The organism is Bradyrhizobium sp. CW1, from assembly GCF_023100665.1.
GTDB lineage: Bacteria > Pseudomonadota > Alphaproteobacteria > Rhizobiales > Xanthobacteraceae > Bradyrhizobium > Bradyrhizobium canariense_D.
In genome coordinates, this window is record NZ_CP064684.1 from 7,961,883 (window position 1) to 7,987,107 (window position 25,225).

A 25,225-nucleotide genomic window follows, 5' to 3' on the forward strand; every position below is an offset into this window, starting at 1 on the left:
ACAATCCCGTCATAACAATGAGAAACGGCGGCCCGAACGAGGCCACCGCGAGGGAGGAGTTTCGATGTCTCGATACGGGCTGAAGACCTTTGCCATTGCCGCCATGCATGCCGTCGTGAGCGCGCTGCTCGCAACCGCCGCGGGTGCACAGGATTATCCCATCAAACCGGTAACGCTGATCGTTCCATGGCCGGCCGGCGGATCGACCGACATCTCGATGCGCGCGATCGCCGACAGCGCGTCCAAGGTCCTGGGGCAGCCCATCGTGATCGACAACAAAGCCGGTGGCGGCGGCACGGTTGGACCAGCCACCATGGCCGCGGCTGCGAAGCCGGACGGCTACACCATCTCACAGCTTCCGATCACCGTCTTCCGCCTGCCCCTGATGCAGGAGGTCTCGTGGGATCCGGCAAAGGATTTTACCTACATCATACATCTCACCGGCTACACCTTTGGCGTAACCACCAGCGCGGAGTCGCAATTCAAGTCCTGGAAAGACGTGGTCGAGTTCGCGAAGGCAAATCCGGGCAAGGTGACCTACGCGACGCCCGGCACCGGCACCTCGCTTCATATCGGCATGGAGCAGATCGCCGCGATGTCCGGCATCAAGCTCACGCAGGTGCCGTTCAAGGGCGGGGCAGAGACCAACGCCGCGGTACTCGGCCAGCACACCATGCTGCAGGCCGACTCCACAGGTTGGCGACCCTTGGTCGACGCCGGAAAGCTGAAGCTTCTCATGGTGTGGACCGGCGCGCGATCACCGAACTATCCTGACGTGCCGACGCTGAAGGAACTCGGCTATCCCATGGTCTATGATTCCCCGTTCGGCATCGCCGGCCCCAAGGGCATGGATCCCAAGATCGTCGCCAAGCTGCACGACGCCTTCAAGAAGGCAGTCGAGGATCCCGCAGTGATTGCCACGCTCGCCAAATACGACATGGTGCCGAGCTACAAGAATACCGAGGACTACAAGAAGTTCGTCGTCGAGGTTACGGAATCGGAGCGCAAGGTGATCGATACGCTCGGGCTTGCGAAGAAGTAGTATTGAGCCACTTTCGTGTTCCGGGCGTGGTGCAGCGCTTCTCCAGCGCTGCACCACAGAGCCGGGATCTACCTTTGCCACGCATCTATCGATCCCGGATCTGCAGCGCACCGCTTCGCGCCGCATAGCGTCCCGGCACGGCCGAGAGGTATTGATGAACGACCAAACCACCGTCAAACTCCGCCTCAACAACTCCGAACTCTGGGGTGGGTTGATCGGGCTCGCACTCGGCGGCTTCGTGATCTGGCAAGGCTTAAAGCTCAAGCTCGGCACCATCAACGACCCTGGCTCCGGCTACGTGCTTTTCTACACGGGCATCCTGATGTGCGTGTTCGCGGCCAGCATTATCATCTCGGCCATCACCGAGGGCGGACCAACGCTGGCTTCGCGCTGGCAGAACGTGAGCTGGAGCAAGCCGTTACTCGTCATCGTCTGCCTTACCGCGTTTTCCTTTGCCCTTGAGCCGCTGGGATTCCTGCTGTCATCGATCCCGCTCATGCTGCTTTTGTTGCGCTTGATCGATCCCTTGCGGTGGACATTGGCGATGCCGATCGCCGCTCTGGCACCGCTCGGCATGTGGTGGATGCTCAAGCGACTGCTGCTGATCCAGTTACCCTCCGGCCTATTCGGGATCGGCTGATCGCATGGATACGCTTCTCAACGTCGCGCATGGGTTTGGCGTCGCTCTCCTGCCGATCAACCTGCTCTACTGCTTCATCGGCGTCTTCATCGGCACGCTGGTCGGCGTGCTGCCGGGCATCGGGCCGATCTCGGCGATGTCTCTGTTGCTTCCGGTGACACTGTCAGGAACGCCGGAATCCGGCATCATCATGATGGCGGGAATCTATTACGGCTCGATGTATGGCGGCTCGACGACCTCAATCCTGGTCAACATTCCCGGCGAGGCGGCTTCCGTCGTGACCTGTATTGACGGCCACCAGATGGCGAAGCAGGGTCGTGCCGGCCCCGCGCTGGGCATCTCAGCCTTCGGCTCGTTCATCGCCGGCACATTTTCACTCGTTGCACTGATGCTGCTGGCGCCTCGGCTCGCCAACATCGCCATCGCGTTCGGCCCTGCCGAATATTTCAGCCTGATGGTGCTCGGCCTCGTCGTGCTCACCTTCCTCACGCAGGGATCGATGCCGAAAGCGCTTCTGATGGCATGTATCGGCGTCGTGCTCGGACTGATCGGGCTCGACAGCATCACCGCGCAGCCGCGGCTGACATTCGGCCGCATGGAGCTGATCGACGGCATAGGACTGGTCCCCGTCGTGATGGGCCTGTTCGGCGTCGCCGAGGTGCTGCTCAATACCGAGCAGGTGATCAAACGCGACATCATCAACGCCAAAATCACGCAGCTGCTGCCCAACAAGGCCGATTGGCAGGCGAGCGCCGGCCCGGTGGCGCGCGGCACGTTACTTGGCTTGCTGCTCGGCATTCTCCCGGGCGGCGGCGCGGTGGTGGCCTCGTTCGCGTCCTATGCGCTGGAGAAGCGGCTGTCGAAGACGCCGGAGCGCTTCGGCCATGGCGCAATCGAGGGCGTAGCGGGTCCCGAATCCGCCAACAACGCGGCGGCCGGCGGCGCGTTCATTCCGCTGATGACCTTGGGCATCCCGCCGAATGTGGTGATGGCACTGCTGCTCGGCGCCTTCGTCATCCACGGCCTGCAACCGGGGCCGCTACTGATCACGCAAAACCCCGGCCTGTTCTGGGGCATCGTCGCCAGCATGTATATCGGCAACGTCATGCTGCTGATCCTCAATCTGCCGCTGATCGGCATGTGGGTGCAGCTGCTCAAGTTGCCCTACAACATCCTGTTCCCGCTGATTATCCTGTTCACGATCCTGGGCGTTTACTGCTCGAGCAACAATGTGTTCGACGTCTACGTGATGATCGCGTTCGGGATCATCGGCTATTTCATGCGCAAGCTCGGCTTCGAGCCCGCGCCGCTGGTGCTGGCGTTCGTGCTGGGACCGATGATGGAGAACAATCTGCGCAAGTCGCTGATCCTGTCGCAGGGCGACCTCTGGACCTTCGTGCAGCGGCCGATCTCGGCAGCGTGTCTTGCGCTCGCGCTGGTGCTGCTGATGGCGCCGCTATTACCCGCGCTGCGTAAGAAGCGCGAGCTCGTGGCGCTGGATGAGGGCGCGTGAGGGATTGGCAGGTGTCTCAGCCTGCCGCGGGCAGCACGTTATCCGGCGGCGCGCCCCAGGGGCGGTCGGCTGAGGCGAGCCCGATCAGGCGGCCCTGGATGTAGTCGCAGCCCCAGTCGCGCAGCATGTTCGCAGCTTCTTCGTCCTGCACCCATTCGGCCACCGTCTTGATGTCGAGGCGGCGGGCGAGGTCGATCAGGGTCTGCACGAAGGCGCGGTCGTCGGCGGAACGGGTGATGTTCTGCACGAAGGCACCGTCGATCTTCACGATGTCCACGCCCAGCTTGCGCAGATTGCGGAACGAGGTGTAGCCGGCGCCGAAATCGTCGATGGCGATGCGGCTGCCGAAATTCTTCAGCCGGGTGACGAAGCCGCGCACATCGTCGATGTCCTGGATCGCGACGGTTTCGGTGATCTCGACGATCAGCCGCTCGGCAACGCCGGGATGGGCACGCATCAGCGATTCGATTCCCGCCCACCAATCCGGATCCATGGTGGTGTCGGGCGAGATGTTGAGGCTGAGGCAGATGTCCGGCGCGGCCGCGAGCTCGGCGACCACGAGCTCGAGCACCCGGTGATCGACCAGGCGGATCAGGCCGAGGCGTTCCGCAACCGGCACGATGTCGGGCGCGAGCAGCACCTGGCCGTCGCCCTGGTCCATCCGCACCAGGCATTCGTGAAAGGCGCAGTCGCGCGAAAGGGCGGCAACTACCGGCTCATAGGCAAGCTTGATGCGGCGCTCATTCAGTGCGGTGACGATCTCGTCGGTGACGCGGATGTTGACGCGGCGCTGGGCGTCGCGCGCGGCATCCGGGCGCCAGGCTGCGAACGAGCCGACGCGGCGTTGTTTCGCGGTGTCCAGGGTCTCGTGGGCGCGATTGACGGCTTCATCGGCGTTGCGGGCATAGCGCGGCACGCTGACCGCGCCGATCGAGGCGGTGACCGACACCGGTCCGGATTTGGTCGGCACCACCTCGTCGCGAATGCCGGCGAGGAAACGTTCGGCAGCCACGTTCATGTCATCGACGGTGCAGTTCTTCAGGATCAGGCCGAACTTGTTGCCGGAGAAGCGGCCGAGCACGTCGCCGCCGCGCAAGCGCGCGCGAATGCGCGTGGCGACGTCGAGGATCACGGCGTCGGCAACGTCGAAGCCGAAGGCCTCGTTGACACGCGCGAGATGATCGATGCCGACCAGCATGAAGGCCGCGGTCGAGCGGAAACGGGTCGTCTCCTCGATGGCCTCGGCCAGCGCGGCGATCAGATGCGAGCGATTGAGCTCGCCGGTCAGCGGATCGAGCCGGGCCAGCTTCGTCAGTTCCTCGTCGCGGGCATGGCGTTCATTGTTGATGCGGACGGAGCCGATCGCACGCACCGGGCGACCGTCGGGGCCGGCGAACCAGCGGCCGGTCTCCTCGATCCAGACCATGGGATCGGCGGCGCTCATGCGCACGCCGTACTCGACCCGGTAGGGCGTGCCGTCGGCGCCATGCACGGCTGAGGTCTGCGCCAGCGCGGCGGTCCGCATTGATTGCGCGGGCTCGATCAGCCTGGCGAATTCGGCGCCGGTGGCCAGCCGTTCGGCGGGAATTCCGGGAAAGATGGCGCTGACCTGCTCACCCCAGACGATGGCATCGCTGGCGATGTCCCAGGCGAACACGGCCTGGCCGAGGGCAGCCAGGATGTCGGAGGCTTGCGGCAATGCGGGGGTCAAAATCGCCTCGTTTCGGGACAGCGGGGAGTCCTGAGCCGGCACAGGATAAAGCCAGATTCGCCATTGACCCTAGGCAAAGTTGATAAACAATTTGGAAACCACGTTTCCTCGCTCGCAGGAACCGAAGCGGCTCACCCGGCATAGGCCTTGCGAGTACATGACACGCACCGGCGCCAGCGTCTCGAAACGCGACAATCTAGGCCGGTCAACGGTGATTGCGATGTTGAGTACTGGTCAACTGGACGTGGCGGACAACGGCACAGGCTCGGCCCTGGTGCCGCTGATGCCAGTTTTGCAGTGGGTCCACAAGGCCCCGCTGCCACGCCCCGATCCCAGCTTCGTCGCCCAGCTCATCGCCAATGCCGAGCATCTGCCCCAGGCGAGCCGGCTCCGCCGCGCTTCTTCCGAGGATGCGCAGGTCGCCTATGGCAGCAAGCGCCCGCTTCCGAGCGTTAGCGCGCGCACGCGGCAGGTGGCTTGAATCAGCGCGGCGCGTCGGGAGACGGCTGGGTGCCGTTGCCCGGCTGCAAATGAGGCGAGGGAATTTCCGGCGAGGGCGCACTCACAGGCTTCGGCGCCGGGTGATCCATCAGCACGGATTCGGCGACCGATTGTGCCGTGGGCGCGGGCGGCTCCGCCGGAGCTGGTCGCGGAGCGGACACTGGCTCGAACTTGGGCTCGAACTCATCCGCCGGCGTCTCGGCCTGGCGCTTGGTCTTGCGGGGCGCCGGCACCGTCGTTTCGGCGACATAAGCGACGCGGCGGCGGGTGCGCTGGGCGATGCCGCCGAGGAAATCGGCCATCGCGAGCAGCACCAGAAGGAAATAGGTGGAGTTGCCGAATTTCGGCCACATCACGAATTCGGCCGCAGCCGCGCCGAACACGATCAGCGACAGCAGATGATCCATCAGGAATTTCGAGCCGGGCCGCGCGCCCTTGACCACTTCGAGCAGCAGCAGCACGATACCTAGCGCGAGCATCACGTCGGCGAGCGTGACCGGCCAGGCCTCGCCCGTGATCATCGGCACTTTGAACAGCACGTCCGCAAAGGACACGCTCGGCATCAGGAATGCGATGATGTTGTAGACCGCGAGCGGGATCAGGAGCAGCGGGAAACCGACCATCGGCGAAATGCCTTCTCGATCAAGATATCCAGACAGGACAATGCGGCGGCGATGCATTCGCTCCGCCGCCGTCACTGTCATATCTCATGGGTGGGCCGAAATCAGGCAGGCCCGATCGTCCTGCCCACAGAAAGGTCCCGAACTCAGGACTCTTTCTTCTTCAGGACCTGACGGCCCTTGTACATGCCGGTCTTGAGGTCGAGATGGTGCGGACGACGCAGTTCGCCGGAATCCTTGTCTTCCACATAGGTCGGCTTCTTGATGGCGTCTGCCGAGCGGCGCATGCCACGACGGGACGGCGAGGTTTTTCTTCTCGGAACGGCCATTTCAATATCCTCTAGGGATTGGTGTTTTGGGGCATCGTCCGCGAGGGGACGGCTCAGCACCCGCAAACCGAGGCGAGCTGAATGCCGGTCAAGGCCGGGCTTATAGAGGAAGGCCTGCCTTAAATCTAGGGCTCTGGGCCGGAAAATGCGCCCGAAAAGGACCGGAAATCAGCGATTCTCCCGCCAGCAGGTCGAAAGTGAACTCGCCTGCGCTCGCGCCACATAGGTCCCGGCCAGCCGCCGGACACCCGGTCCCGGCGTCCTGGCGCTGCGTTTGACCGGATTCGGCAGGATAGAGGCTAGAAGCGCGGCCTCCCGGGGGGAGAGGTTCGCCGCCGACTTGCCGAAGGCATAGGCGCTGGCGGCCTCGGCCCCAAACTGGCTCTGCGGGCCGAGCTCGGCGATGTTGAGGTAAATCTCCAGGATCCGTGCCTTGGGCAGGACGAGATCGATCCACAGCGCCAACGGGAATTCCAGCGCCTTCCGGACGAAGTCCCGCCCCTGCCAGAGGAACAGGTTTTTCGCCACCTGCTGGGTGATGGTGGAAGCGCCCCGGAACGGGGTGCCGTCCTCCTTCGCATCGTCGATCGCCTCACGCAGCGCACCCCAGTCGATGCCGTGATGCTTGCAAAAATGGGCGTCCTCGGCCGCCACCACCGAGCGTGGCAGCGAGGGCGACATCGCCGCCAGATCGATCCATTCCCGCTGCATCGGCGCACCCCGCAGCGAGCGCCAGATCATCAGCGTCGAAACGGGATGGCCGGCACGGTAGAACGGCGCGACGACATAGGGCGCGAGAGCCGCGACCGCGAGCACCAGGAGAAGGGTTTTGACGACGCGCAAATCAACCTTTCCGGCGCAGAACGAAACGGGGCCACGGGCCCGGCATTAAGTCTGTGATAATTCGGGCCTTTTCCAGCACTTTTTAGGCCTTCCAAACGATTGACTGAGGCGGGCGCATAAAGGATTGTCCCGCCGAATTTTAGTTCTGGAGCCCTTCTTGATGACCGGCACGTCCCCGTCCGATTTCGCCAAACGTCTGGACAAGACCGCTGATGACACCGAGGCCCTGCTCGGGCGCCTGCTGTCGGACGACATCCTGCCCGATGAGATCGCCCGGCCCAAGCGACTGATGGACGCAATGCGCTATTCGAGCCTCAACGGCGGCAAGCGCCTCCGGCCCTTCCTGGTGGTCGAGAGCGCGGCCGTGTTCGGCGTGTCCCGCGAAGCCGCGCTGCTCGTCGGTGCGGCGCTCGAATGCATCCACTGCTATTCGCTGATCCATGACGATCTGCCGGCGATGGACAATTCGGACCTGCGCCGCGGCCGCCCGACCCTGCACAAGAAGACCGACGACGCGACCGCGATCCTCGCCGGCGACGGCCTCCTGACACTCGCCTTCGACATCATCACCCGCGACGAGATTCATCGCGACGCCAATGTGAGGCTTTTGCTGACCCGCGCACTCGCGCGCTGCGCCGGCATCGGCGGCATGGTCGGCGGCCAGATCCTCGACCTCGCCGGCGAAGGCCGCTTTGGCGGCAACGAGCCGATCGACGTCGCCCGCATTCAGCAGATGAAGACCGGCGCGCTGCTGCGCTACGGCTGCATCGCCGGCGCGATCCTCGGCCAGGCCTCGCAAAAGGAATATCAGGCGCTCGACGATTACGGCCGCGCGCTCGGCGAAGCCTTCCAGATCGCCGACGACCTGCTCGACGTCGAAGGCGATGCCGCCGCGCTCGGCAAGCCTGCCGGCGCTGATGCAGCGCTCGGCAAGACCACCTTCGTCACCCAGCTCGGCATCGAAGGCGCCAAGCAGCGCGTGCGCGATCTGCTCGCGCGCGCCGACAGCGCCGTGTCGATCTTCGGCGAACGGGCCGCCGTGCTGCAAGCGGCTGCGCGGTTCGTGGCCGAACGGAAGAGCTGATAGCGCGATGGCGGGCGGCAGCAAGGAAGACCCCGCCCTCGCCCGCTTTCGCAAGATGTCGCGGCCGATGCGGCTGATTTATGCGCGTCCGCGGACGTTCATGTCGCTTGCCGTTGGTATTCTCGTCTGCCTGCTCATCCCGGGTTCGCACCGGCTGGTCACGCGGCTTGTGTTCGGCTGGGATGCGTTGATCGCCGTTTATCTGGTGCTGGTCTACGCGATGATGCTGTGCAACGACCACCAGCACATCCGCCGCGCCGCAGCGATGCAGGACGACGGTCGCTTCGTGATCCTGCTGGTGACGGCGATCGGCGCCTTCGCCAGCATCGCCGCGATCGTCTCCGAGCTTGGAACGCCGCATCGCGGCGGCCTGGAGCTGAGCATCGCAATCACCACCATCGTATTGTCATGGGCCGCCGTGCACACAATCTTCGCTCTGCATTACGCGCATGATTATTACCGGCACGCCACGCCGGGCGGCCTTCAGTTTCCCAGCGGCGACAAGGAAGACCACGCAGATTACTGGGACTTCGTCTATTTCTCGTTCGTGATCGGCATGACCGCGCAGGTCTCCGATGTCGGCATCTCCGACAAGACCATCCGCCGCACCGCCACCGCGCACGGCATCGTCTCATTCATCTACAACACGGCCTTGCTGGCGCTGACGGTCAACATCGCGGCGAGCGCGATCTCGACCTGAACTCATTTCCGCAATCCTAGTTACAGACCTCGGCATTGCCATCGTTGCCCGGGCCGCCGCCGCCGCGATATTCGAGATGGCAGCCGCGGTTGACCGCACGACAGCCACTGTTGTTGCAGAATAGCTGTCCGCCACTCGAGCGGCGGCTGGCGCCAGCGGCAGCAGCGATGCCCGCAGCGCCACCAAAGCCGCCGGCCGCTCCGGCAGCCTCACCGCCGGCCTGACGACGCTGCCGTGCGGGACGCTCGTCGCCGTCGTCCCGCTTGGCGGTCGCAGGCTTGGCGGTCGCAGGCTTGGCGGCACGCTGCTTCTCGCACTCGTTGTCGTCGTTGAGCGCATAGCCATCACGGCAGACGATCTTGGTGCATTTGTCGCCGTCGGTCTTGAAGCCGTGCTCGCAAACCAGCGGACAGACGCGCGACTGTTTCGACTTGACCGTGTCGAGTGCATCGGTGCTCGCCACCTTCACGTCGAGCTTGGTGCCGGCATAACGGTTGAACTGCGATAACGACCGCTGCGCGGATGTCGTCCAGTTGCCGTCGGCGGCGCCGGAGAAGCAGCCGACGCGGCCGAGCTCGGTCTGTACCGAGCGGCTGAGATCGGCCGGCGCGATGGCCGGCGTCAGCGAGGCGACGTTGGTGCCGGCAGGGCCCGCCGTGCTGGCGGGCGCTGCACTCGGCGCCGCGGCGGCGAGATTGACGCGCTGCTGCTCGGCAGCGGCCGCCTGCTGCTGCGCCTGCTCCTTGGCCTTTTGCGCCGCAAGCTGTATCTGCTCGGCGGCCTCCGCATCGGCGGCTGCCTTGGCCTGCGTATCCTTCTGCGCGCCAAGTGCGGCAAGACGATCGCGCTCGGCCTCGGCCTGTTTCGCCTTCTCGGTGGCCGCCGCATGAGCCTGCTCGGCGCCGATTTTCTCGAGTTGCAGCTTGGCAAGGCTCGCATAGAAGCCGTCGGGATGCTGGGCGAGAAAGGCCTCCCACGCCGGCCGGTTGCCGACCTGGAGCGCGAGCTCGTAATCGCGGCGGATGTCGGCCTGAGGGTTGGGCGCAGCGGCAGCCGCAGCGGTCACCTTGACCGGCACCAGCGGCACGTCCTCGCCGCCGAGCGAGCCATAGACGAACGGCTCCTGCTTATTACCTGTCGACTTGAGCACGTCGTCGCGCACGAAGCCGAAGGCACGGCGGACGTCTAGGCCGGGCCTCGTCAGATGCTTCGACAGCGCCACCGTAAAGGGGCTGTTCGCACCGTCGCCATCCTGCGCCGTGAAACCGGCCTTGGCCGAATAGGCGATCAGCGTGTTCGAGCTGGTCGGCTCGACCTGGGCGAGGCCGCGGCCGACGCCGCGCGAGGCGATCGTGCGCTTCATGGTCTTGCCGAACGGATTGTCACGGCAGGCATCCAGGATCACCAGGCGAAGCTGCTTAGCCGGTTCGACCGCGACCAGGACGCGGTCGAGGGAGAGCGCCTCGTCAAAGACGTCGGTGTCACGCTCCAGCTTGGCGTCGACAGGGATCAGATAGTTCGAGCCTTCGACCTCGAGGCCGTGGCCGGCATAATAGACCACGGCGATATCGGCATCGCGGGTCCGGTCGGCGAATTCGCGCAGCACACGCCGGGTTTCCTGCGCCGTCAGGTCGTGCCGGGAATCGACGATGTCGAACCCGGCCTCCTTCAGCGTCCGGGCCATCACCGAACCGTCATTGACGGGGTTCGTCAGCGACGGCGCATGCTGATAGGCGGAGTTGGCGATCACGAGCGCGACGCGCTTTCCGGCGAAAGCAGGCCCGGCGCCGAATAGCAGCGCGACGGCGAGGAGGACTGGGCAAAGTCTGAGCAATTTGCGCATGACACGACTTCCGATTTCGGGGCGATTCGCGCCCTTTGGGACGGCTTTAGCAGGGTCCGTCACGGACGCTTGTAACGGAGGTCACGAAGATGGCGCCGGCGGCAAGCCGAAAGGTCCCCTTGTTCGTCGCGCCAGTCCGGCCGCGGTTCGCCGCCAAACAGGTGCGCAGCAGGTTCCCTCAGACATCCCCGATGTGGCCCCGATATTGCGGCAGATTATCCGTAATCTCGTGCCAGGGCGCCTTCGACCCCACGAAAATGTGGGCGCTCGGTCGGATCGAGGGGGCATCGACCAGGGTTCCCATGGCGACGTGGACCCATTTTCCGTCGCGCACCCGGGAATAAAGCAACGAGCCGCAGCGGGCGCAGTGGGCGTCGTGGGTGGTTTCGTCACCGTAGATGGTGAGCTGGTTCTCGCCTCTGACGATGCGGAGCTTGCCCTGCTCGATGCCGGCGAACGGCTTGAAGGCAGCGCCGGTGGTGCGGCGGCAATTCGAGCAATGGCAGTTCATCGCATAGGAGAACGCGTCCGCTACCTCGTAGCGCACGGCGCGGCAGCAGCATTCGCCGATCAGGAAGGGAGCGTTCGAATTCTCTGATCCGGTCATCACAGCGTCCCAGCAAATGGTACGGACACCATAGCGCATTTTGACGTGTACGACTAAGTTCGCCCTGAGCCATCATTCAAAGGGATGACCCATGAGCCAGAACCGTTCGAGCGTCGAAGCCGTCGTGCAATCTTACTTCGACGGACTTTACGAGGGTGATGCCGAAAAGCTCGGCGCCATCTTCCATCCCTCCGCCGATTTGCGCTGGGTCGAGAAGGGCGAGCTGCAGGTGCTGACCGTGCCGGACTGGCTCGACCGCGTGCGCAAGCGCCCCTCCGGCAAGGCCGAAGGCAAGCCGCGCGAGGATTTCATCGTCACGATTGACCGTTCGGACGACAAGACCGCCTTCATCAAGGTCCGATGCCAACTGCCGCCGCGTTTTTTCACGGACTATCTGGTGGCTATGAAGCTCGCCGATGGCTGGCAGATCGTATCGAAGTCTTACCGGTATGATCTGCGAGAGTGAGGGGCCTAATCTTCCGCTGCCCGAAATCGGGCACACTCCTCCCACATCCTCCGTCATTGCGAGCGCAGCGAAGCTAGCCAGAGTCTTTCCGCGGAGGAAGACCGGATTGCTTCGCTGCGCTCGCAATGACGATGCGGATGGAGTGCATGCCGCATCTCTCCTCCGCCCCCGTCTCGCTCAAAAGGTCCACCATGCTTCTCGACCGCCGTTCGCTGCTCGCCTCGCTGTACTGGATCGCCGCCTCCCCCGCGCTCGCCGCAGACGCGCAGCCTGAGCTCGAAACCTATGAGCGCGAGAGTGGCGGCCGGATCGGGGTCTATGCCGAGAACCTCGCGACCGGCGCAAGGCTCGCCTGGCGCGCCGACGAACGGTTCGTCATGTGCTCGACATTCAAGGCTTCGCTGGCGGCATGCGTCCTGGCGCGGGTCGATCGTGGCGAGGATCAGCTTGCGGCCATGATCCCGTACGGCAAGGCCGACCTGCTGGAGTACGCACCGGTCGCCAAGCAGAACATTGCCGCCGGCGCAATGTCGGTCACCGAGATGTGCAAGGCGATCGTCGAGCTCAGCGACAACACCTGCGCCAATTTATTGCTGGCGCGGATCGGCGGTCCCGCCGCACTCACCGCGTTCTGGCGGTCGCTCGGCGACACCGCCTCGCGGCTCGACCACAACGAGCCCGAGCTCAACCGCTCACCGCCCGGCGATCCCCGCGACACCACGACGCCGGCGGCGATGGCAGGCAATCTGCGCCGGCTGCTCACGGGCGAGGCGCTGTCGGCCACCTCGCGCGCGCAGCTCACGGAGTGGCTAGTGGGCTGCAAGACCGGTGCGAACCGGCTGCGTGGCGGGCTCCCCGCAAGCTGGAAGATCGGCGACAAGACCGGCAACAACGGCAAGGACGCATCCGGCGACATCGCGGTGGCCTGGCCCAAGCCCGATACGAAGCCCGATGCACCGATCCTGATCGCGGCCTATACCCAGGGCGGCACGCCGAGCGCGGCGCAGATCGAAACCGTGTTCGCACGCATCGGCCGCATGGTGGCCGAACGGCTGGCGTAAAGCCGCACGCATTGACGTTGCGACCGCTTCCGGGTGAAGACAGACCATCATGGAAGCGAAATTTCAGACCTTTCTCATCCTGCTCGCCGTGCTGGCGGGCACCGCGCTTGTCGCGCGCCGCTTCAACATCGCGCCCGCCATTCTGCTGATGCTCTCAGGTGTCGGCCTTGCCTTCGTGCCGGGCATGCCAGCGGTCGAACTGCCGCCGGAACTGGTGCTGCTGATGGTGCTGCCGCCGCTGATCTACTCGGCGAGCGTCGCGATGAGCTGGCGCGAGTTCAAAAAGAATCTTCGCCCGATCGTGCTGCTGGCGGTCGGTGCGGTGATCTTCACCGCGGCGTTGGTCGCAACCGCCACGCATTATTTCATCGGCCTGCCCTGGACGATCGGCTTCCTGCTCGGCGCCATCGTCGCGCCGCCCGACGTGGTGGCGCCGCTCGCGATCGCGCGCCGGCTGCATCTGCCGCGCAGGCTGATGGTCATCCTCGAAGGCGAAGGGCTCGCGAATGATGCCACCGCTCTGATCCTCTACCGCTTCGCGCTCGCCGCAATCATGGTCGGGCAATTCTCGCTGCCTCTGGCAGGCGGCGAGTTCTTGCTCATCGTCGCCGGCGAGATCGCCTTCGGCATCGGCGTCGGTTGGCTCTCCCTGCGGTTCCGCAAATGGTCGGGAGACCCGCAGGTCGAGCTGACACTGTCGCTGATCACGCCCTACGTGTCCTACTGGCTGCCCGAGCATCTCGGCGGCTCCGGCGTGATCGCCACCGTCGCCTGTGGCCTCTATGTGAGCTGGAATGGCCCGCTGCTGATCTCGGCATCGACGCGCCTGCAAGGCATCTTCTTCTGGGACCTCGTGATCTATCTGATCGAGGGCTTGCTGTTCCTGCTCACCGGATTCCAGATGCGCGCACTCTACGAGAAATCGAAGGCGTTCCCGCTCGACGACATCATGATTGCGACTGCCGTGGTGCTGGCGGTGGTCGTGATCGCGCGCTTCGCCTGGCTCTATCCCGCGACCTATCTGCCACGAATGCTCAGCAAGTCGCTGCGTGCGCGCGATCCGTCACCACCATGGCAATGGCCGTTCGTGCTTGCGCTCACCGGCGTGCGCGGCGCGGTGTCGCTGGCGGCAGCACTGGCGCTGCCGTTCACGCTGCCGGGCGGCGAGGCCTTCCCGTTTCGCGACCTGATCCTGTTCGTCGCGTTCGGCGTCATCTTCATCACACTGATCGGCGTCGGCCTCACGCTGCCCCCCGTGGTTCGTTGGCTCGGTGTCGCGGAAGCCGGTCGCAACGAGCATGCCGCCGAGCACGAGGCCGAGATCGCGGCACGGCGCCAGGCCCTCGACGCGGCGCTAAAGTCGCTCGACGCGCTGACCGAGGAAAAGGACGTGTCCGACGAGGTGATGCGGCTCCTGCGCGCCCGCCACGAGATCCGGGTCAACCAGCTGCCGGACTCGCTCGATCCCACCCACCACGACGTCTCCGCCGCCGGCACCGCCCTGACCCGCCGTCTGATCGCCACCGAGCGCAAGTTCATCCACGAGCTGCTGCGCGAGGGCCAGATCACCGACGAGACGCGGCGGCGGATCGAGCGCGATCTGGACCTGGAGGAGGCAAGCTTGGCAAACCGGGAGTACCGGGGAGGGCCGCTATAGATTCCCGTCATTGCTAGGGGCGCGAACTACCGCCTCTCGCAAAATTCCCTCATCGCCACCGCCACGGCGCCCGCAATGATCTCCTGCCGCTCCGGGGAGTTCATCGCCATCTCCTCGTCGCGGTTGATGATGGAGCCCGCTTCGAGCAGCACTGCGGCGCTGCGGGTCTGCGAGAGCACAACGAGCCCGTCATAGCGGTAGACGCCGACATCCTTGTCGAGCAATTGGCGCCGGTAGCGGCCCATCACCGGCAGGGTGTACTGGCTGGCATAGTGCAGGTCCTGCTGCTTCAGCTGCCTGCCGATCATCCGGGCCAGCATCAGGCTGGCGGCGAAGTGCGGATTCCGCTGCGACACGAACAGAGAGTGGCCCGAAAAGCGGTCGCTGAAATAGCTGTTCGCGCCGTCGAACTCCCAGCTCCCGAGCAGCTTGTCCGGCACCGAATCGTGATGGATCGACAGGAAGAGATCGGCCCGGGCGTCATTCGCGGTGCTGACGCGCTTGAACAGGCTCGGCCGCGCCTTGCCGTCCGTGACGAGCAACCGGGTCGCGGCAAAGCCTTCGGCCTTGAGCCTCGCCGTAATCAGACTTGCAAGCCGGAAGTTGAAGCCGAACTCCGTGTCGTTGCGCGCGCTCAACGCGCCGTAGGAGTCCGGGGTGTGCCCGACATCCACGAGGATCCGGAATTTCGACAGCTCACACTTGACCGGCGCGTGCGGCGGCTTGGGTTTCGCGATTTTCCGCGCGATAGCAGCATGACCAGAGTCTGCAGGCGCCAGCGACCATAGCAAGATCGACGCGACCAGCGTCGAGACGAGACTTGCGATGATGCTGCGCGGCTGTCCCAAGTACTACTCCGCTGCCGCTGTTCGCGGCCGGCCGACAAAGCCTGTGACGTCACCGAAACGCTCCAGCATCACCGCGGAAAGGTCCTTGGCCTTGCTGGTGACGCAGGCGCCCGAGCGCACGGCATGGCGATCCTGATGCGCGGCCTGCGGCGGCGGCTCGCCCTGCTGAAGCGCCCGCGCCAGCTCCATCACGACTTTCCGGAAATGCATGATACCGAGATCGGTCGGACCGAGATGCTCGCGGGTGCGGTCGGCGATCGGGCCCTGGCTGTCCTGCACGGCCGCATCCTGTTCGGAGACGCCCTTGATGCCGGTGTAGCTCCTGGTCTTCTGCATCTTGCGGTCGATCAGATAGTCGTTGCCCTTGTGGCGCAGCGGCACGTAATTGTCGCCAACCTCCGCGATCACGCCGTTGCCGCGGTCAAAGACGTCGCGCTCGGCTTGCGTCAGCGGCCGTTCCGGATTCCAGGCATAGGTGTAGATCCAGCAATTGGTGTCGGTGACGGGCACGAAAGTCTGCCCAAAGATGTTCTCACCCGGCATCGCGCTCGGGGCATAGGCGTGGAACGGCATCAGAAATTGCGCAATGCGCCAGTAGATGTTGTCGCCGCCGGTGAGCCGCCCGCCGGCGATGGTGAGGCCCGCTGCGTGCGCGGCGATCTTGATCACAGGGCGCGGATCCTCCGCGATCCAGCGCATGTGATCGCTCGACATCCGCGCGATCGGATTCACGAAATGCTTCTTGATGTCCAGGATCTCGTTCTCCTCCTTGTCGAAGGAGAGATGGGCGAAGGTGAAATGCGCGGTGTCGATCGAGCCTTCCAGCGCCTGCACCCAGTTGCAGTCCTGCCATTTCTTGCTGACATAGCGGTGCGAGGCCGGCAGCAGTGCCATTTCGAGATCGGGCAGCTCGGGCATCGCATCCGCGGGACCCATATAGGCCCAGATCATCTCGCCCCATTCGCGCGCCGGATAGGATTTGATGCGGATGAGATCCTTGGCGTTGAGGTCGGGATAGGAGGTCGGCATGTCGACGCAGCGGCCGTCGGTGTCGAACTTCCAGCCGTGATAGACACAGCGGATGCCGCATTCCTCGTTGCGCCCGAGCCAGAGATTGGCGCCGCGATGCGGGCAGTATTGATCGATGATTCCGACAACGCCGCGCGTATCGCGGAAGGCGAGCAGCTCCTCGCCGAGAACGATGATCTTCTTCGGCTCGCCGTCGGGTTCAGGGAGTTCTTCGGACAGCAGCACAGGAATCCAGAACCGGCGCAACAATTCGCCCATGCCCGTACCAGAGCCCGACTCGGTCAGGAATTTGTTGTCCTCGGCGCGGAGCATGGAAAATCCTCCCGACGGTCGTTGTTGCCGGCAAGATTGGCGCGGACGCGGGAAGACGTCAACGCGGAACGCGGCGCGCAGGCCGGTTAAACCGGCCGCTCCCCCTTCACCGTCACGCGCGTGCCGGAGCGCGTGTGCGGCCAATAATCCCACATCGCGCGGTGCTGGGTGCAGCGGTTGTCCCAGAACGCGATGGCATTCTCTGTCCAGCGAAAGCGGCACTGGAACAGCGGATTCTCGGCGTGCTGGTAGAGATAGGCAAGCATCGCCTCGCTCTCGTCGCGCGGGATGCCGTTGATGTGGCGGGTGAAGCCGCGGTTGACGTAGAGCGCCTTCTTGCCGGTGACCGGATGCGTGCGCACCACGGGATGCTCGGCACTCGGATAGGACGGGCGGTCGGCGACGCCGTAATTGGCGTAGAGCCCGCGATAGATCGGCTCGCCGTCATGCAACGCAGTCAGCCCGTCGAGATAGGCCTTCATCCGGTCCGACAGCGCCTCGTAGGCCGCATACATGTTGGCGAACAGCGTGTCGCCGCCGCGCGGCGGGCACTGCTTGATGTAGAGGATCGAGCCCATCGGCGGCTCGTGATCGCAGGACACGTCGGAATGCCAGCCCTCGCCATTGGCCCGCGGCGAATTCGCATCCGCATAGATCTTCATCAGGGCCGGGTCTTCATCCTCATGCGGCGCGGCGGGATGGAAATGCAGCTCACCGAACTTGCGGCCGAAGGCGAGATGCTGTTGTGGCGTGATGTGCTGGTCGCGGAAGAAGATGACGAGGTTTTCGGCAAGCGCGCGGTGGACCTCGTCCATCTGCCGGTTGGAGCGCGCATCGTCGGAGACGAGCTTGCCGATGTCGACGCCCGAGATTTCCGCGCCGATGATCGGGGTCAGCTTTTCGACCGCGATGGTCTCGTAAGGCGCGCCGTCGTCCGTCGCGTGGCGATAGCGCGGGCCCTGCTTGCCGGCGAGTGAGCTCATGGCGTGTCTCCCGATGCATTCTTGCTTGGGAGCATCGTAGCAATGTAGGGCGGCTTAGCGAAGCGTAACCCGCCACTTCGCGCCTGCAAAAATAAGGCGGGTTACGCTTTCGCTAACCCGCCCTACGATTCCTGATCTGGAGCAGAACTATTCCGCCGCGGTCACCGGCACCTTGGCGCCCTGGCCGTAGCGCTGCTCGATGTAGTCGATCACGAGTGCTTTGAAGTCGGCGGAGATGGTCGGGCCGCGCAGGGTGCGGAACTTCTTGCCGTCGACGAACACCGGGGCAGCCGGCGCCTCGCCCGTGCCCGGCAGCGAGATGCCGATATTGGCGTGCTTGGATTCGCCGGGGCCGTTGACGATGCAGCCCATCACCGCGACGTTGAGCTCTTCCACGCCGGGATATTTCGTCTTCCAGGTCGGCATCTCGTCGCGGATGAAACCTTGGATCGAGCTGGCCAGTTCCTGGAATGTGGTCGAGGTGGTGCGGCCACAGCCGGGGCACGCCGCAACCAGCGGCACGAATGTGCGGAAACCCATGGTCTGCAAGAGCTCCTGGCCGACCTGCACCTCGCGGGTGCGGTCGCCGCCGGGCTCCGGCGTCAGCGAGATGCGGATGGTGTCGCCGATGCCCTGCTGCAACAGGATGCCGAGCGCGGCCGAGGACGCCACGATGCCCTTGGTGCCCATGCCGGCCTCGGTCAGGCCGAGATGGATCGCGTAGTCGGAACGGCTGGCGAGATCCTGATAGACCGCGATCAGATCCTGCACGGCCGAGACTTTGGCCGAGAGGATGATGCGATTCTTCGGCATGCCGAGTTCCTCGGCGCGCGCGGCCGAGAGCAGCGCGGATTGCACCATGGCCTCGCGCGTCACCGCGCGCACGTCGCGCGGATCGGGGGAGGCGGCGTTCTCGTCCATCAGCTTGGTCAAGAGCTCCTGGTCGAGCGAGCCCCAATTGGCGCCGATGCGCACCGGCTTGTTGTTCTTGTTGGCGATCTCGATGATGTCGGCGAACTGGGTGTCGCGCTTGTCCTTGAAGCCGACATTGCCGGGATTGATGCGATATTTGGCGAGCGCCTCGGCGCAGGCCGGATAGGCGGCGAGCAGCTTGTGGCCGATATAGTGAAAGTCGCCGATCAGCGGCGTGGTGATGCCGCGCTTGAGCAGGCCGTCGCGGATGTGCGGGACGGCAGCGGCGGCCTCCTCGCGGTCCACGGTGATGCGGACCATTTCGGAGCCCGCGCGGGCGAGCGCTGCGACCTGGGCAATGGTGCCGTCGATATCGGCGGTGTCGGTGTTGGTCATTGACTGCACGACGATCGGGGCACCGCCGCCGACGGCAACGTCGCCGACCTTGACCTGGGTGGTCTTGTGCCGGGGCGCGGGGCCCGCGACGTCGGAATCGATGGTTTTTTCGAGCTTGTTCATGGCGTCCAAATATCAGGTTTTGGTGACGTTCAGCAATGCATCGCGCGGCGCCGCAGCGGATTGACTGGGACGGTTAACCAGAAAAAGCCCAGCAATGACAAGGAGGGCGGCAGCCCCGAATGTCAGGTTCAGCGTGTCGTGCATGATGAAATAGCTACCCACCACGCCAAACAAAGGGGTGATGAAGGTAAAAGCCGACAATTTGCTGGCCGAATAGGTCTTCACCAGCGCGAACCAAAGCGTGAACGTGGTTCCCACGACCCAGATCGCCTGGAAGGCCATCAGGCCCAGCGACAGCGGCGACGGCGTGTGGGGGATGGTCTCCCCGAACAGCCAGGCGGCCAGCCCCAGGATCGGGATCGAGGTCGCGACCTGATAGCCCAGAGCCTTCTCGGGCGCCGCGAAGCGCAGCCGCGTGCCCTTGGCAACTAGCGTGGTCGCCGCCCACAGCGCGGCGCCGCCGACGATCATGAGATCGCCGAGCAGGACATGCGAATCGACGTTGGGCTGCGGCACGCCGATCGCGAGCGCGACACCGGCAAAGCTGATGGCGAGCCCCAGCCATTGCGTCCCGCCAAGTCGCTCGCCGAGCACCTGGTAGGAGCCGAGCGCGACGAAGAACGGCGCGGTGTAGAGGAACACGACCGCCCGCGATGCTGGTGTGAACCGCAGGCCCTGGAAGATCAGCACGAACTCGATGCCGAACATCAGTCCGGCGATGACGCCGGGCTTCCAGGTGCCGTCGCGCTCGAAGAATTTAACGCCGCGCAAGCTGCCGATGATGAACAGCACCGGCAGCGCGCCCATCGAGCGGAACGTGGCCTGAAGCATCGGCGGAATGTCCGGCAGCACCAGCTTCACGGCGATCTGGTTGAACCCCCAGGTCAGGCACAGCATGAGCATCAGGGCGATGGCGCCGGCACTGAGGGGACGACCGGCGGACGGTATGGCTTGAGGTGAGGACATTTCTTCCTAAAAACCGGCTTTGCGCCGTTGTTGCTCTATGCGGCTTTCTGACAATGCGCACAAACGCCCGTGATTTCCACCACCGACAATTTGGGAGCGAAGCCTGAGCTGCGCGCGGCGGCGTTGAGGTCCTTGGCGAAGGATGCCGACGGAATCTCACCGACCAGGCCGCAGCGCTCGCAGATCAGGAACGTCACCGCCGAGATCGCGTCGTGGTCGTGAGCGGCGCAGGCGAGATAGGCGTTGCGGCTTTCGATCCGGTGCACGAGGCCGTTGGCCATCAGGAAATCGAGAGCACGATAGACCGTGATCGGCGCCGGCCGCGACATCGACTTCGCCAGTTCGTCGATGACCTCATAGGCGCCGAGCGGCCGGTGGCTCGAGAGCAGCGCCCCCAATACATGGCGGCGTATAGGCGTGAATTTCTGCGCGCGCTCTCCGCAAACGGCCTCGGCATGCGCCAGCGCATCCGCGGTGCAGCGGCCGTGATCGTGATCGGGCGCGGGAAATGCCGGTTTTGCGAGGGTCATGCGACCGGCGTTCTAGCATTTCGAAAGGGGAACCCAAAGCAGGACCGGCGATGCGGCCAGCAGCCATGCTCGGCCTGCGGGACAGCGTCCCGCAAACCCGCCATGAAATAATCATAAGCTTGCTTATTATATTGCAAGCTTATTGGAGACCAAGCTCATGAGCCCAGGGCCCGTGGACCAGAACTTCCTGTTTACGCTCGCCGAGCTCTATCGCCTGCTCCGGGTCTATGCCGACAAGGAAGCCTCGCGCTTCGGCATCACCCGCGCGCAATGGGCGGTGCTGGCCAAGGTCGAGCGCAGCGAAGGCATGAAGCAGTCGGAACTCGCCGAGCTTCTCGAGGTGCAGCCGATCACGCTGACGCGCCTGATCGACAAACTCTGTGACAGCGACTGGATCGAGCGACGCAACGATCCTTCGGATCGCCGCGTCAAGCGGCTGTACCTGAAGAAGGCCGGGCGGCAGTTGCTCGGGCGGATGAGCGGGCTGAAGTCCGAGCTCACGGCCAACGCGCTCGACGGCATCACTCCGGCGGACGCCCATCGCCTCCTCACCCAACTCGAAACAATCAAGGAAAACGTGCGGTCCGCGATCCAGAGCAGCGGAGCGGAACAAGCGCGTAAGGAGCAACGCTATGGCTGATCAGGTTCTCAAGTTCCAGCCCGAGCAGAAAATCGACGGCGGCAAGCCCACCAAGAAAGCCGGCACCGATCCGCGCCGCCGCCTGGTGGCGGGCCTGCGCCGCTATCGCCGCGTGCTGCTCCTGGTTGTGCTGCCGCTCGTCGTCGCGGTTGCCGGCTTCACCTTCTATCTCAATGGCGGCCGTTACGTCGGCACTGATGACGCCTATGTCGGCGCGCAGAAAGTGCTGGTGACCCCTGATATCTCCGGCAAAATCCAGAAGGTCGTCGTCAAGGAAGGTCAGGTCGTCAAGCACGGCGACGAGTTGTTCGAGATCGACCCCGCTCCGTTCCGTCATGCGTTGGAAGAAGCCAAAGCGCAACTCGCCCAAGCCCGCATCACCTATGACAATCTTGTTGCCAACATCAAGATCTACGGTGACATGCTCAATCTTGCCCAGCAGGGCATGGACCTGAAGCAGCGCGACGTCGAACGCAAGCAGTCGCTGGTGAAGAACAATTACGGCTCGCAGCTCGATCTCGACAACGCGTCCAATGCACTGGTTACCGCCGGCGCGCAGGCGCAATACATCAAGCAGCAACTCTCCAATGCCAAGACCCAATTGCTGGGGAATCCCGAGTTGCCGCTGGAGCAATTCCCCGCCTACGCGCAAGCGAAAGCCAAGCTGGACGATGCCCAGCGCAACCTCGACCACACCGTGCTGCGCGCGCCGATGGATGGCGTGGCAACACAGGTCGAACAGATCCAGCTCGGCCGCTACGTCGCCGCCGGCACGCCGGTGTTCTCCATCATCGACGTGGCCCATCCCTGGGTCGACGCCAATCCGAAGGAGAGCGACCTCACCTACGTCACCGAAGGACAGCCGGTCACGCTCGAGGTCGACGCGTTCCCGAACCATACCTTCAAGGGCAAGATCGGCTCGCTCTCGCCCGGCACCGGCGCGCAATTCGCGATCCTGCCGCCGCAGAACGCCAGCGGCAATTTCGTCAAGGTGGTGCAGCGCGTGCCGATCCGCATCTATTTCGACGAGACCGACAAATACGTACGCAAGCTGAAGGCCGGCATGAGCGTTTACGCCACCATCGACACCGGCCACCAGCGCTCGCTCGCCGGTCTGCTCGGCCTGTCGGCGACCGCGAGCCAAGACAAAGATCAGGACAAGGACTAATCCTATGGCGGAGTCCAATCCCGCCCTTATGGTCCCCGGCCTGCGCCGGAACATGGTGACGATCTGCGCCATGACGGCAACCATCATGCAGGCGCTGGACACCACCATCGCCAACGTCGCCCTGCCCTACATGCAGGGCACGCTGTCGGCTTCGCAGGACCAGATCAACTGGGTGCTGACCTCCTACATCGTCGCCGCCGCGATCATGACGGCACCGGTGGGCTGGATCGCCAACCGCTTCGGCCGCAAGCGCATCTTCATCATCTGCTCGGCCGGCTTCACCATGGCATCGGTGCTGTGCGGGCTTGCGCAGGACATCAACCAGATGGTGATTTTCCGCCTGCTGCAGGGCGTGTTCGGCGCGGCCCTGGTGCCGTTGTCGCAATCGGTGATGCTCGACTATTACACGCTCCAGGAACGCGCCAAGGCGATGTCGATCTGGGGCATGGGCGTAATGATGGGGCCGATCATGGGTCCCTCGCTCGGCGCCTGGCTGACCGAGACTTATTCCTGGCACTGGGTGTTCTTCGTCAATTTGCCGTTCGGCGCCATCACCGTGATCGGGCTGATCATCTTCATGGACGAGACCCGGAAGGATCTCAGTCTCAAGTTCGACTGGTTCGGCTTCGCGGCGCTGGCGGTCGCGATCGGGTCGCTTCAGCTCGCGCTCGACCGCGGCGAGCAATTGGGCTGGCTCGAATCGGGTGAGATCCTTGCGGAGTTCATCGTCTCGGCCGTCGCCTTCTACTTCTTCATCGCGCATTCCTTCACGACCTCGACACCGTTCATCCGCTTCGGGCTCTTCAAGGACCGCAATTTCGTCACCGGCTGCGTGTTCATGGTCGTGATGGGCCTCGTGCTGTTCTCGACCATGGCGCTGGCCTCCCCCTATATGCAGAACGTGATCGGCTATCCCATCATCACCGCGGGCCTGCTGCTGGCGAGCCGCGGCTTCGGCACCTTCTTCGCCATGATGCTGGTCGGCCGCATGATGCGTTACATCGAAGCCCGCACACTGATCATCACCGGCCTGACGCTGACCGCGGGCTCGCTGTTCCAGATGACCGGCTGGACCGATTTGACCCAGGTGCCGGAGATCGTGACCGTCAGCGTGATCCAGGGCTTCGGCTTCGGCCTCGTCTTCGTGCCGCTTTCGACGGTGGCATTCCTGACCTTGTCGAATGAGCTGCGCACCGACGGCACCGCGATGTTGACCCTGATGCGCAACGTCGCGAGCTCGGTGGGCATTTCCGTCGTCATCGCCCAGCTGACACAAGGCACGCGGCGGACCTACGCGATCCTGTCCGAACACATCAACCCGTTCAACCATGCGCTCCAGATGCCCAGCGTCAGCGGCATGATCAATCTCTCCACCGACGCCGGTCGCGCCATGGCCGATCGCATGGTCAGCGTGCAGGCGCAGATCATCGCCTTCGCGCACGACTACGAGCTGGTGATGTTCTTCATCCTCTGCACCATCCCGCTCGCCCTGCTGATCGGCTCGACCAAGGCCACCCTGCGCAAGCAGGCGGCGGGGCCGGAACATGCGGTGATGGAGTGATGCCTTCGCCGGGACGACACCGATGATGTTGCGCGCCTCTACCCCAAAATCTCCTCGCAGCCCAGATCCTCGACCGCCATCATCACCCGCTCCAGATTATTCCACCAGATCACCGGTGGGATGTTGATGCTCCACTGCCAGACTGGCTTGGTGATGTGCCACAGCACCGACCGCCGATAGTCCTGGTCGAGCGCGCCGCGCGTATAGCCGCTGACACCGTGCGCCATCAGCATCTCGTGATAGCGATTGAGCAGCGGGCGTTCGAGCGCCTGCCGGCGCTCTGGATACCATTGCGTCGCCATCATATAGGCAAGGTCGTGGGTAGGAACGTTGATGCGCCAATGATCGAAATCGAAAATGCGCACAGCGTCAGCGATGCCCGCGCGTGGCAGCAGGAAATTCCAGGTATGGGCATCGCCGTGAGCGATGGTCACATGGCGATGCGAATGGTAGCGTTGCAACAGTTGCTCGGCCTTGTCGATGAAGCGCCGATACAGGGTCCGCCGCTCCTCACTGAGGCGATCACCAAGCAAATCGGCGAAGCGGTCGTAATGGCCGGCGAATGTCTCTATCAGACTCGCCGTATCATCAAGGCTCATCCAGGTGCCGATGGTGTCGCCGAGACCCGCATGGTCCCACCAAGATGCATGCCAGCGGGCGAGCGCCGTTACGATCGCCATCGCCTGATCGCGTGAGGGCGGCAATGGCCAGTCAGCTGCAACGTCATGGCTGTCGGTGAGATCTTCGAGCAGCAGATGCCAGTCCTGGCTCTCCTCGTCGAAATGCCCATCGTAGCAGCGCGGCACGATGTGCGACGGCATATTTGGCGCAAGGCGGGTGTAGAAGGCCACTTCCTGCCGACCAGAATTTGCCAGCGACTTGGCGTAGGCCGGATTCGGGATCTTCAGGATGACAGAGTGCGGGGACCCGGCTGCTTCCCCGACATAGCGCAGCCCAAGTCGGATAACGTGCGACACCATGGCGGGGTATTGGTGCAGCACCTTCACCTCGCGCACGGCGCCCGCATCCAGCACGCCGCCCCTGCGTAGCGCAGCGGTCAGTCGAGCCCGCTCAACGACCGCCGGCAGTTGTGGAGGTGTCATGGACGCCACGATGCCCTCGTCCCGGACCATACTGCAC

The 25,225-nt window shown here is 64.2% G+C and carries 25 protein-coding genes; 12 read left to right on the forward strand and 13 right to left on the reverse strand.

Going from position 1 to position 25,225, the window contains the following annotated elements:
* Positions 1-64: 64 nt before the first annotated feature.
* From IVB54_RS38025 to IVB54_RS38035, 3 genes are all read left to right on the forward strand, one after another.
* Positions 65-1,042, forward strand: coding sequence for a tripartite tricarboxylate transporter substrate binding protein (locus tag IVB54_RS38025; RefSeq protein WP_018455928.1), 978 nt, complete (start codon positions 65-67; stop codon positions 1,040-1,042).
* A gap of 154 nt (positions 1,043-1,196) precedes the next feature.
* Positions 1,197-1,682 carry a tripartite tricarboxylate transporter TctB family protein gene (locus IVB54_RS38030; RefSeq protein ID WP_085349786.1) on the forward strand — a complete coding sequence of 162 codons (486 nt, stop codon included), beginning with the start codon at positions 1,197-1,199 and terminating at the stop codon, positions 1,680-1,682.
* 4 nt (positions 1,683-1,686) lie between these two features.
* A complete protein-coding gene (locus IVB54_RS38035) occupies positions 1,687-3,195 on the forward strand; it encodes a tripartite tricarboxylate transporter permease (protein ID WP_247364267.1) in 1,509 nt (502 codons plus the stop codon).
* Positions 3,196-3,211: 16 nt separating this feature from the next.
* Here IVB54_RS38035 and IVB54_RS38040 read toward each other — a convergent pair whose 3' ends face one another.
* Entirely contained in the window at positions 3,212-4,906 is a 1,695-nt protein-coding gene (locus IVB54_RS38040; protein WP_026233055.1) for a bifunctional diguanylate cyclase/phosphodiesterase, read from the reverse strand.
* 220 nt (positions 4,907-5,126) lie between these two features.
* Between IVB54_RS38040 and IVB54_RS38045 the strand changes: the two genes are divergently transcribed.
* The gene (locus IVB54_RS38045; RefSeq protein WP_026233054.1) at positions 5,127-5,387 is read left to right on the forward strand and encodes a hypothetical protein; all 261 of its coding nucleotides are present in this window, start codon (positions 5,127-5,129) and stop codon (positions 5,385-5,387) included.
* A 1-nt stretch (position 5,388) separates the two neighbouring features.
* Here IVB54_RS38045 and IVB54_RS38050 read toward each other — a convergent pair whose 3' ends face one another.
* The 3 genes from IVB54_RS38050 to mtgA form a co-directional block, all read right to left on the reverse strand.
* Positions 5,389-6,030: a hypothetical protein gene (locus IVB54_RS38050; RefSeq protein ID WP_026233053.1), complete on the reverse strand. Its 642-nt coding sequence runs from the start codon at positions 6,028-6,030 to the stop codon at positions 5,389-5,391.
* Between the two features lie 143 nt (positions 6,031-6,173).
* Positions 6,174-6,356 carry a 50S ribosomal protein L32 gene (gene rpmF, locus IVB54_RS38055; RefSeq protein WP_007598106.1) on the reverse strand — a complete coding sequence of 61 codons (183 nt, stop codon included), beginning with the start codon at positions 6,354-6,356 and terminating at the stop codon, positions 6,174-6,176.
* Positions 6,357-6,524: 168 nt separating this feature from the next.
* Positions 6,525-7,199, reverse strand: coding sequence for a monofunctional biosynthetic peptidoglycan transglycosylase (mtgA, locus tag IVB54_RS38060; RefSeq protein WP_018455922.1), 675 nt, complete (start codon positions 7,197-7,199; stop codon positions 6,525-6,527).
* A 160-nt stretch (positions 7,200-7,359) separates the two neighbouring features.
* On the opposite strand from mtgA, the gene IVB54_RS38065 reads away from it, so the two are divergent.
* Both IVB54_RS38065 and IVB54_RS38070 read left to right on the forward strand, forming a co-directional pair.
* Positions 7,360-8,283 carry a polyprenyl synthetase family protein gene (locus tag IVB54_RS38065; protein WP_085361935.1) on the forward strand — a complete coding sequence of 308 codons (924 nt, stop codon included), beginning with the start codon at positions 7,360-7,362 and terminating at the stop codon, positions 8,281-8,283.
* Positions 8,284-8,290: 7 nt separating this feature from the next.
* Positions 8,291-8,983: a DUF1345 domain-containing protein gene (locus IVB54_RS38070; RefSeq protein ID WP_018455920.1), complete on the forward strand. Its 693-nt coding sequence runs from the start codon at positions 8,291-8,293 to the stop codon at positions 8,981-8,983.
* Positions 8,984-8,999: 16 nt separating this feature from the next.
* Here the strand turns inward: IVB54_RS38070 and IVB54_RS38075 are convergent, their stop codons facing one another.
* Positions 9,000-10,826, reverse strand: a complete 1,827-nt coding sequence (locus IVB54_RS38075) for a caspase family protein (protein WP_247295918.1) — start codon at positions 10,824-10,826, stop codon at positions 9,000-9,002.
* A 178-nt stretch (positions 10,827-11,004) separates the two neighbouring features.
* Positions 11,005-11,433, reverse strand: a complete 429-nt coding sequence (locus IVB54_RS38080) for a GFA family protein (RefSeq protein ID WP_018455918.1) — start codon at positions 11,431-11,433, stop codon at positions 11,005-11,007.
* 91 nt (positions 11,434-11,524) lie between these two features.
* Between IVB54_RS38080 and IVB54_RS38085 the strand changes: the two genes are divergently transcribed.
* From IVB54_RS38085 to IVB54_RS38095, 3 genes are all read left to right on the forward strand, one after another.
* Positions 11,525-11,899 carry a nuclear transport factor 2 family protein gene (locus IVB54_RS38085; protein ID WP_007598116.1) on the forward strand — a complete coding sequence of 125 codons (375 nt, stop codon included), beginning with the start codon at positions 11,525-11,527 and terminating at the stop codon, positions 11,897-11,899.
* A gap of 191 nt (positions 11,900-12,090) precedes the next feature.
* Entirely contained in the window at positions 12,091-12,960 is an 870-nt protein-coding gene (gene bla / locus IVB54_RS38090) for a class A beta-lactamase (protein ID WP_026233052.1), read from the forward strand.
* 49 nt (positions 12,961-13,009) lie between these two features.
* Entirely contained in the window at positions 13,010-14,617 is a 1,608-nt protein-coding gene (locus tag IVB54_RS38095; protein ID WP_018455916.1) for a Na+/H+ antiporter, read from the forward strand.
* A 26-nt stretch (positions 14,618-14,643) separates the two neighbouring features.
* On the opposite strand, the gene IVB54_RS38100 is transcribed toward IVB54_RS38095, so the two are convergent.
* The 6 genes from IVB54_RS38100 to IVB54_RS38125 all read right to left on the reverse strand — a co-directional run bounded on the left by IVB54_RS38100 (position 14,644) and on the right by IVB54_RS38125 (position 20,716).
* Entirely contained in the window at positions 14,644-15,465 is an 822-nt protein-coding gene (locus tag IVB54_RS38100) for an N-acetylmuramoyl-L-alanine amidase (protein ID WP_018455915.1), read from the reverse strand.
* A 3-nt stretch (positions 15,466-15,468) separates the two neighbouring features.
* Positions 15,469-16,806, reverse strand: a complete 1,338-nt coding sequence (locus IVB54_RS38105) for a Rieske 2Fe-2S domain-containing protein (protein ID WP_018455914.1) — start codon at positions 16,804-16,806, stop codon at positions 15,469-15,471.
* 86 nt (positions 16,807-16,892) lie between these two features.
* Complete coding sequence (locus IVB54_RS38110; RefSeq protein WP_204513101.1) at positions 16,893-17,789, reverse strand: TauD/TfdA family dioxygenase; 897 nt, start codon at positions 17,787-17,789, stop codon at positions 16,893-16,895.
* Between the two features lie 147 nt (positions 17,790-17,936).
* A complete protein-coding gene (gene ispG / locus IVB54_RS38115; protein WP_018455912.1) occupies positions 17,937-19,220 on the reverse strand; it encodes a flavodoxin-dependent (E)-4-hydroxy-3-methylbut-2-enyl-diphosphate synthase in 1,284 nt (427 codons plus the stop codon).
* A gap of 12 nt (positions 19,221-19,232) precedes the next feature.
* Entirely contained in the window at positions 19,233-20,186 is a 954-nt protein-coding gene (locus IVB54_RS38120) for a DMT family transporter (protein ID WP_026233051.1), read from the reverse strand.
* 35 nt (positions 20,187-20,221) lie between these two features.
* A complete protein-coding gene (locus IVB54_RS38125; RefSeq protein ID WP_018455910.1) occupies positions 20,222-20,716 on the reverse strand; it encodes a transcriptional repressor in 495 nt (164 codons plus the stop codon).
* 157 nt (positions 20,717-20,873) lie between these two features.
* On the opposite strand from IVB54_RS38125, the gene IVB54_RS38130 reads away from it, so the two are divergent.
* From IVB54_RS38130 to IVB54_RS38140, 3 genes are read left to right on the forward strand one after another with little or no spacing between them, the layout of a single operon-like run.
* Positions 20,874-21,356: a MarR family transcriptional regulator gene (locus tag IVB54_RS38130; protein ID WP_026233050.1), complete on the forward strand. Its 483-nt coding sequence runs from the start codon at positions 20,874-20,876 to the stop codon at positions 21,354-21,356.
* Positions 21,349-22,524, forward strand: a complete 1,176-nt coding sequence (locus IVB54_RS38135; protein ID WP_018455908.1) for an HlyD family secretion protein — start codon at positions 21,349-21,351, stop codon at positions 22,522-22,524. Before IVB54_RS38130 ends, IVB54_RS38135 begins: the two co-directional genes overlap by 8 nt.
* A 4-nt stretch (positions 22,525-22,528) precedes the next feature.
* Positions 22,529-24,085 carry an MDR family MFS transporter gene (locus tag IVB54_RS38140; protein WP_018455907.1) on the forward strand — a complete coding sequence of 519 codons (1,557 nt, stop codon included), beginning with the start codon at positions 22,529-22,531 and terminating at the stop codon, positions 24,083-24,085.
* Positions 24,086-24,123: 38 nt separating this feature from the next.
* Here the strand turns inward: IVB54_RS38140 and IVB54_RS38145 are convergent, their stop codons facing one another.
* Positions 24,124-25,218, reverse strand: a complete 1,095-nt coding sequence (locus tag IVB54_RS38145; protein ID WP_018455906.1) for a phosphotransferase — start codon at positions 25,216-25,218, stop codon at positions 24,124-24,126.
* Positions 25,219-25,225 lie beyond the last annotated feature (7 nt).

What these genes read in the sequence shown, in the direction of transcription:
- IVB54_RS38070 (WP_018455920.1), top strand. Translation starts at nt 8,291, where the DNA reads ATGGCGGGCGGCAGCAAGGAAGACCCCGCCCTCGCCCGCTTTCGCAAG.
- IVB54_RS38045 (WP_026233054.1), top strand. Translation starts at nt 5,127, where the DNA reads ATGTTGAGTACTGGTCAACTGGACGTGGCGGACAACGGCACAGGCTCG.
- IVB54_RS38050 (WP_026233053.1), bottom strand. Translation starts at nt 6,030, where the DNA reads ATGGTCGGTTTCCCGCTGCTCCTGATCCCGCTCGCGGTCTACAACATC.
- bla (WP_026233052.1), top strand. Translation starts at nt 12,091, where the DNA reads ATGCTTCTCGACCGCCGTTCGCTGCTCGCCTCGCTGTACTGGATCGCC.
- IVB54_RS38065 (WP_085361935.1), top strand. Translation starts at nt 7,360, where the DNA reads ATGACCGGCACGTCCCCGTCCGATTTCGCCAAACGTCTGGACAAGACC.
- IVB54_RS38075 (WP_247295918.1), bottom strand. Translation starts at nt 10,826, where the DNA reads ATGCGCAAATTGCTCAGACTTTGCCCAGTCCTCCTCGCCGTCGCGCTG.
- IVB54_RS38085 (WP_007598116.1), top strand. Translation starts at nt 11,525, where the DNA reads ATGAGCCAGAACCGTTCGAGCGTCGAAGCCGTCGTGCAATCTTACTTC.
- IVB54_RS38080 (WP_018455918.1), bottom strand. Translation starts at nt 11,433, where the DNA reads ATGACCGGATCAGAGAATTCGAACGCTCCCTTCCTGATCGGCGAATGC.
- IVB54_RS38120 (WP_026233051.1), bottom strand. Translation starts at nt 20,186, where the DNA reads ATGTCCTCACCTCAAGCCATACCGTCCGCCGGTCGTCCCCTCAGTGCC.
- IVB54_RS38125 (WP_018455910.1), bottom strand. Translation starts at nt 20,716, where the DNA reads ATGACCCTCGCAAAACCGGCATTTCCCGCGCCCGATCACGATCACGGC.
- IVB54_RS38095 (WP_018455916.1), top strand. Translation starts at nt 13,010, where the DNA reads ATGGAAGCGAAATTTCAGACCTTTCTCATCCTGCTCGCCGTGCTGGCG.
- ispG (WP_018455912.1), bottom strand. Translation starts at nt 19,220, where the DNA reads ATGAACAAGCTCGAAAAAACCATCGATTCCGACGTCGCGGGCCCCGCG.
- IVB54_RS38110 (WP_204513101.1), bottom strand. Translation starts at nt 17,789, where the DNA reads ATGAGCTCACTCGCCGGCAAGCAGGGCCCGCGCTATCGCCACGCGACG.
- IVB54_RS38105 (WP_018455914.1), bottom strand. Translation starts at nt 16,806, where the DNA reads ATGCTCCGCGCCGAGGACAACAAATTCCTGACCGAGTCGGGCTCTGGT.
- IVB54_RS38145 (WP_018455906.1), bottom strand. Translation starts at nt 25,218, where the DNA reads ATGGTCCGGGACGAGGGCATCGTGGCGTCCATGACACCTCCACAACTG.
- IVB54_RS38140 (WP_018455907.1), top strand. Translation starts at nt 22,529, where the DNA reads ATGGCGGAGTCCAATCCCGCCCTTATGGTCCCCGGCCTGCGCCGGAAC.
- IVB54_RS38130 (WP_026233050.1), top strand. Translation starts at nt 20,874, where the DNA reads ATGAGCCCAGGGCCCGTGGACCAGAACTTCCTGTTTACGCTCGCCGAG.
- IVB54_RS38035 (WP_247364267.1), top strand. Translation starts at nt 1,687, where the DNA reads ATGGATACGCTTCTCAACGTCGCGCATGGGTTTGGCGTCGCTCTCCTG.
- IVB54_RS38030 (WP_085349786.1), top strand. Translation starts at nt 1,197, where the DNA reads ATGAACGACCAAACCACCGTCAAACTCCGCCTCAACAACTCCGAACTC.
- rpmF (WP_007598106.1), bottom strand. Translation starts at nt 6,356, where the DNA reads ATGGCCGTTCCGAGAAGAAAAACCTCGCCGTCCCGTCGTGGCATGCGC.
- IVB54_RS38135 (WP_018455908.1), top strand. Translation starts at nt 21,349, where the DNA reads ATGGCTGATCAGGTTCTCAAGTTCCAGCCCGAGCAGAAAATCGACGGC.
- IVB54_RS38025 (WP_018455928.1), top strand. Translation starts at nt 65, where the DNA reads ATGTCTCGATACGGGCTGAAGACCTTTGCCATTGCCGCCATGCATGCC.